Below are 265 nucleotides of genomic sequence, written 5' to 3' on the forward strand. Positions count from 1 at the left end.
GTTTAAGGTAGAAGATGTTGATAAAACGTATGACTATCTGCACAAGCAAGGGATTAAATGCGTCAATGAACCACATGATCGTCAGGAATGGCGTGCACGAATTGCTCATTTCAGAGATCCAGATAATAATCTTATTGAAATATATAAAATGATATAATTTTTTGACTGGCGGGATTAAGGTAATGCGTTTGTTAACTTACCTTATGATTTTTATAGTCTGCAAGAGAAACGTATATAGGTCCAAGACGGAAAGCCTGCGGACACT

General features: G+C 36.6%; 1 protein-coding gene. It reads left to right on the forward strand.

Annotated features, from left to right (window positions below):
* The coding region (locus tag SB724_RS20535; protein ID WP_410572754.1) for a VOC family protein at window positions 1-157 on the forward strand (157 nt) is incomplete at its 5' end.
* Window positions 158-265: the final 108 nt, after the last annotated feature.

It is taken from the genome of Bacillus sp. SIMBA_031, assembly GCF_046535225.1.
GTDB lineage: Bacteria > Bacillota > Bacilli > Bacillales > Bacillaceae > Bacillus > Bacillus velezensis.